Origin of the sequence: Protofrankia sp. Cas8 (genome assembly GCF_963555845.1) — a bacterium.
Lineage (GTDB): Bacteria > Actinomycetota > Actinomycetes > Frankiales > Frankiaceae > Protofrankia.
In genome coordinates this window covers 1-4,796 of sequence record NZ_CAUVXI010000300.1, presented here as the reverse complement: position 1 = coordinate 4,796, position 4,796 = coordinate 1, and the positions used below count along the sequence as shown (strand labels likewise).

Sequence of the window (4,796 nt, the reverse complement as noted above, 5' to 3'; positions counted from 1 at the left end):
CGGTTGAGGACCTGGCGTGGGCCGATGCGTTCGCGTTCGGGACACCGACACGGTTCGGCGCACCGGCCGCGCAGCTCAAGCAGTTCATCGACCAGACCGGCGGGCTGTGGCGGGAGGGCAGGCTGGCCGACAAGCCGGTGACGGCCTTCACCGCGGCGTTCAACCGGCACGGCGGCAGCGAAGCCACGATCTTGTCGCTGGCCAACGTGTTCTACCACTGGGGAGCGCTGATCGTCCCTACCGGATTCACCGATCCGGTCGTGTACGCCGCCGGCGGCAACCCCTACGGCACAGCCGCGGTGAACGGCTCGACCGGGGACGGCCCCGACATTGCGGCGCTCGACGCAGCCAGGTACCAGGGACAGCGGCTGGCTCAGATCACGATCAGGTTGCTGGCGCCCGGCACCGCCACCGCCACCGCCACCGCCACCGCCACCGCCACCGCCACCGCCACCGCCACCGCCACCGCCACCGCCACCGCCACCGCCACCAACGTGAGCGTCCATGCGGCCGAGACCGAGAAGACCCCCCAGGTCGTATGAACGGCAATGTCACCCGCAATCGTGCCGGCATCCGGGAGAGGCCCGTGACGACTGAAACACCTACGCCGACCCGCGACGACCGGCTAGTAACGACCGGACCCGTCTGGATAGTTCTGGCGCTGGCGTGCGCATGTCAGTTCATGGTGATCCTTGACTCGTCTATCGTTAACGTCGCCCTGCCCACAATCGACCGAAGTCTGAGCTTTACCAGCGATACCGCACTGGCCTGGGTGGTAAACGGCTACCTGCTCACCTTCGCCGGCTTCATGCCGCTGGGCGGCCGCGCCGCCGACCTGTTTGGCCATCGCCGGATACTGGTCGGCGGGCTCTTCTTGTTCTCCGTGTCAAGTCTCGTCGGCGGCCTGTCGGCCGCTCCGGAAGTGCTGGTGGCGGCTCGCGTCGCGCAGGGTATGGGAGCCGCCCTGCTCGCGCCGGCGACGCTTGCGATGATCAACATTTGCTTCACCGAGGACCGGGACCGGGCCCGCGCGTTCGGCGCGTGGGCCACCTCGGGCGGTGTGGGCGGGATGGCCGGCGCGATCGCGGGTGGTGGCATAACAACCGGCCTGTCGTGGCGGTGGGTCTTCCTCATCAACGTGCCGATCGGCGCCATCCTGATCGCCGTAGCCGTCACGTCGCTCGCCGGAAAGCGATCCGTGCGACGGGAACCGCTCGACCTCACTGGAGCTGTCCTGGGAACGGCGGGCCTGGCCGCGCTGATCTACGGGGGCATGCAGAGCGCCGATCACGGCTGGACGTCCGCGCGCGTCCTAGGACCAGCCGCGGCGGGCCTGCTTCTGCTGGTCGTCTTCCTCTTGGTGGAAGCTCGTTTCGCCGCCTACCCGATGGTGCCCGTCCGGCTTTTCAGAGTACGTGAGGTCGCCGTCGGCCTCGGCGTGCTCATGCTGTTCGGAGGGATTGCCATCGCGATGTGGTATTTCACGTCGCTTTTTATGCAGAACGTGCTCGGCTATAGTGCAGTCAAAGCCGGGCTGGGGCAGACCCCAGCCGCCGTGACGTTTTTGGTGGTTGCGCGATGGGCCGCGAACCTGCTGCCACGAACGGGTGTGCGTCCACTGGTGCTCGGCGGCTGTTCCTGTTTCCTGGCCGGTTTCTGGTGGCTCTCCCGATCCCACGCCGACAGCGGCTACGCCGCCAGCGTACTCGGGCCTACGCTGTTCATCGCCGTCGGCATAGGGCTGGTCTTCCCCACCCTCATGGCCGCAGCGACCGCCAACGTTCCCGACGGCGACGCGGGGATCGTCGGCGGCCTGGCGACTACCGCCAACCAAGTGGGCGGATCGATAGGCCTCGCGGTGCTCGCGACCGCGGCGAGCGCCGCAACCGCGAGGGACGCCGGCGGGAACTCCGCGACGGCCGCGCTCGCCGATGGTTACGACCTGGTCTTTCTCATCGCGGCTGGCCTCGGTCTGGCCATTATGGCATTCAGCCTGCTTTTGCCGCGGCGAGGCCTCAGCTCTTGCGGCACACCGCAGGAGGCGGATGCTCTTTGACCGGAGGTCAGAAATGACGCATCATCCGTACAGAGATTCACTCACGTTCACCCGACCAGCCTTCCCCTCACCTGCAACCCCGGATGGAACGGGAATCCTTGGGTTTAAAATCCGAGCTTCGCACCCCGCCGTTACCAGCGACGCACGTCGAAGCGGGGACCGACCACTGGACACCAGTCCAGGACTACACCACCGGACACCTCCGATCCCTCACACGGTGAGTCCACTCACTCCGTGCGACCTTGTCAGACCTCGTGTCGTACGACATTCCCGTCGAGTAGGCTGTGGGCGCGGTGCCGGGATTGCTCTCGATCCGTTTCCCACGGCCTCTCTCCGCACCCGGCGTGCGCCTTTCGACGCACCGGGCGCTCCATGGCTTCTGCCGTCTATGTGGGTTGTGGGGTCCAGGGGGTGGGGATCCGGGTGCCGCGGTAGCGGTACCGGGTGACCGGTACCGGGTGACCGGTACCGGGTGACCGGTACCTTGGCGATCCGCTTCCACTCGGTGATACCGGCCCGGTAGGTCTGCCATCTCCCGGTGGGGGTGGTGTGCCGGGCGCGGAACTCCTTCCATCTCCAGCGGTGCCGGGTCATCAGCAGCCGGGCGAGGCGCCACCAGACGAAGTTGTCGACGGCGTTGAACACGTGCTTCGCCACGGCGTGCATAAAATAGCCGGCCCACCCATGCGTGACCCTGTTGATCCAGGTCAGCAAGCCCTCCAGGCCCTGATGCGATTCCCTGGGAGTCATGGCCCTGATCTTCGCCTTCACCGCCCGGATCGCCCGGTCGGCCACGAAGGTGTAGACGTACCACTTGTTCGTCCCCCTCTTACGGCGCCGCTGGATGCGGAACCCGAGGAAGTCGAAACCCCGGTCCAGGTGCGTGACCTGGGTCTTCGCCTCGGAGAGACGCAGACCCATCGTGGCCAACACCCGGGCCACTTCTTCGCGCAGCGCTTGGGCGTCGTGCTCATTCCCGTGGACCAGGACGACGAAGTCGTCCGCTTATGCCGAGGTCGGCATAAGTCCGCGTAACGGACGAGCCGCCACCTCGGGAGCCCTTTCTTGCGCCGGCCCGCGCGTTTAACCTGAGTCGACTGCGCCCCGCCTGGCAGCCACGGCCCGTGCAGATGCTCGTCGAGCACCGACAGGGCCACGTTCGCGAGCAGCGGTGAAAGAATCCCGCCTAATGAACAGCGCTGGATTATGAGCAGCGCTGGCCTGTCGGCCCTGGTGGGGGCTCGATCGGGGCGTGAGCGCTGCGCATAACCGGTCAGCCGCGGAGGCTCACAGCGAGGTGAGCCAGTTGAGGAGGTCGGGGTCCTGGTTCCACTCCGGCAGGTCGTCGGTGACGATGTCGGTGTAGGCCCCTTCCAGGGCTTTGCGTTTGGCTTCGGTCGAGGCCCGTGCGTAGATCTCGGTGGTGGAAAGGTCGACGTGTCCTAATATGTCGCGGATGTAGGGCAGTGGGATGCCCGCCTCGTAGAGGTGCATGGCTTTGCTGTGACGCAGGGTGTGGGGTGTGATCGTGGCGGCGGTGAGTGTCGGGTTGCCGGTGCTCACCTGGTATTTCCGGAGGACCCAGGCGATCCCGCCGCGGCTGAGCTTGGTGTTGTGCTGGTTGAAGAACAGCGGATGGTCGCTGTGGCCGGATCGGGTGAGGTGGTGTTCGCCGAGGTAGGCGTCGAGGAGTCCGACCGTGTTGCCGATGAGGGGGACGTGGCGGGTTTTGCGGCCTTTGCCGGTCAGGGCGGCAATCGCCGGTGCTTGGAGGCGGATGTCACGCACGACCAGATCGGCGAGTTCCTGGGCGCGGGCCCCGGTGTCGTAGAGCGTGGCGAGCAGGACCGCGTCCCGGCGGCCGTGGCGGGTGGACCGGTCGGGCGCGGCGAGCAGGCTGCGGGTCTGTTCCACGGTGAGGTGGTTGACCCCCGGGTGGGCGTGTTTCTTGGCCCGGATCGCGAGGATGTCCTGGCAGCAGGCCAGCAGGGTGGGGTCCTGCGACTGCAGCCACCGGTAGAACGAGCTGATCGCGGCGAGGCGCTGGTTGCGGGTGGAGACGGTGTTGTGCCGGCTGTCCTCGAGCCAGTCGAGGAACGCGGCGATGGCGTCGGCGTCGATGCGCTCGAGGGTGAGCCTGTCCGGGGGAACCGACCGGGTGCCCCGGAAGAAGATGATCAGTAGTTTGAAGGTGTCGCGGTAGGACGCGATGGTGTTCGGTGAGCTGCCGCGCATCCCGGCCAGGTGCCCGGTGAGGAAGCGGCGCAGCGCGAGGGCGTAGTCAGTCGCCATGGCGGCCTGGCCAGTCGGTGACGGGTGGGACGACGTCGCCGAGGACGCGGTGCACCCGGGCGGCGATGTCGGGGTAGGACTCGGCCGTCAGCCGCAGGTAGTAGGCGGTGTCGCCGATCGAGGCGTGGCCCAGGTAGGTCTGCAGGACCGGCAGCAGCGCGCCGACGTCGTCGCCGCGGCGAAACCACGCGCGCAGGTTGTGGACCGCAAAGGTATGTCTGAGAGGACGTCTTGTTCAGGTAGGTGGAAGTTGTCCGGGTTGGTAGTGCCATGTCGGGGTCCTCTCCCCGGTGAGACGGCGACCCATAAGATCAATCATCGCCCAGTGGATCATAGTTCGGGAGCGTTGAGGGCGAGTCTCGTAATCGCGGACCAGGCGGCGGTAGTGCATCAGCCAGCCCAACGTCCGCTCGATCACCCACCGGCGGGGGCGGACTTTAAACCCCTT

Annotated in this window: 4 protein-coding genes and 1 pseudogene; 2 read left to right on the top strand and 3 right to left on the bottom strand. The window is 67.0% G+C overall.

Translation table 11 applies throughout. The features are described 5' to 3' along the window. Positions 1-542 (top strand): NAD(P)H-dependent oxidoreductase (locus U9977_RS25745; protein WP_322751870.1); only part of this gene is annotated, 542 nt, incomplete at its 5' end. A 44-nt stretch (positions 543-586) separates the two neighbouring features. Next, positions 587-2,056 (top strand): MFS transporter, encoded by a 1,470-nt coding sequence (locus tag U9977_RS25740; RefSeq protein ID WP_322751869.1) that lies wholly within the window; start codon positions 587-589, stop codon positions 2,054-2,056. Between the two features lie 210 nt (positions 2,057-2,266). Here U9977_RS25740 and U9977_RS25735 read toward each other — a convergent pair whose 3' ends face one another. From U9977_RS25735 to U9977_RS25725, 3 genes and pseudogenes are all read right to left on the bottom strand, one after another. After that, the gene (locus U9977_RS25735) at positions 2,267-2,989 is read right to left on the bottom strand and encodes a group II intron maturase-specific domain-containing protein (protein WP_322751868.1); all 723 of its coding nucleotides are present in this window, start codon (positions 2,987-2,989) and stop codon (positions 2,267-2,269) included. A 354-nt stretch (positions 2,990-3,343) separates the two neighbouring features. After that, complete coding sequence (locus U9977_RS25730; RefSeq protein WP_322751867.1) at positions 3,344-4,348, bottom strand: site-specific integrase; 1,005 nt, start codon at positions 4,346-4,348, stop codon at positions 3,344-3,346. Between the two features lie 235 nt (positions 4,349-4,583). Next, positions 4,584-4,796 (bottom strand): annotated as a pseudogene (locus U9977_RS25725) (IS5/IS1182 family transposase); the annotation flags it as partial.

Bases quoted from the DNA above. Each gene is read 5' to 3' on its own strand.
- U9977_RS25730 (WP_322751867.1), bottom strand. From the start codon at position 4,348: ATGGCGACTGACTACGCCCTCGCGCTGCGCCGCTTCCTCACCGGGCAC.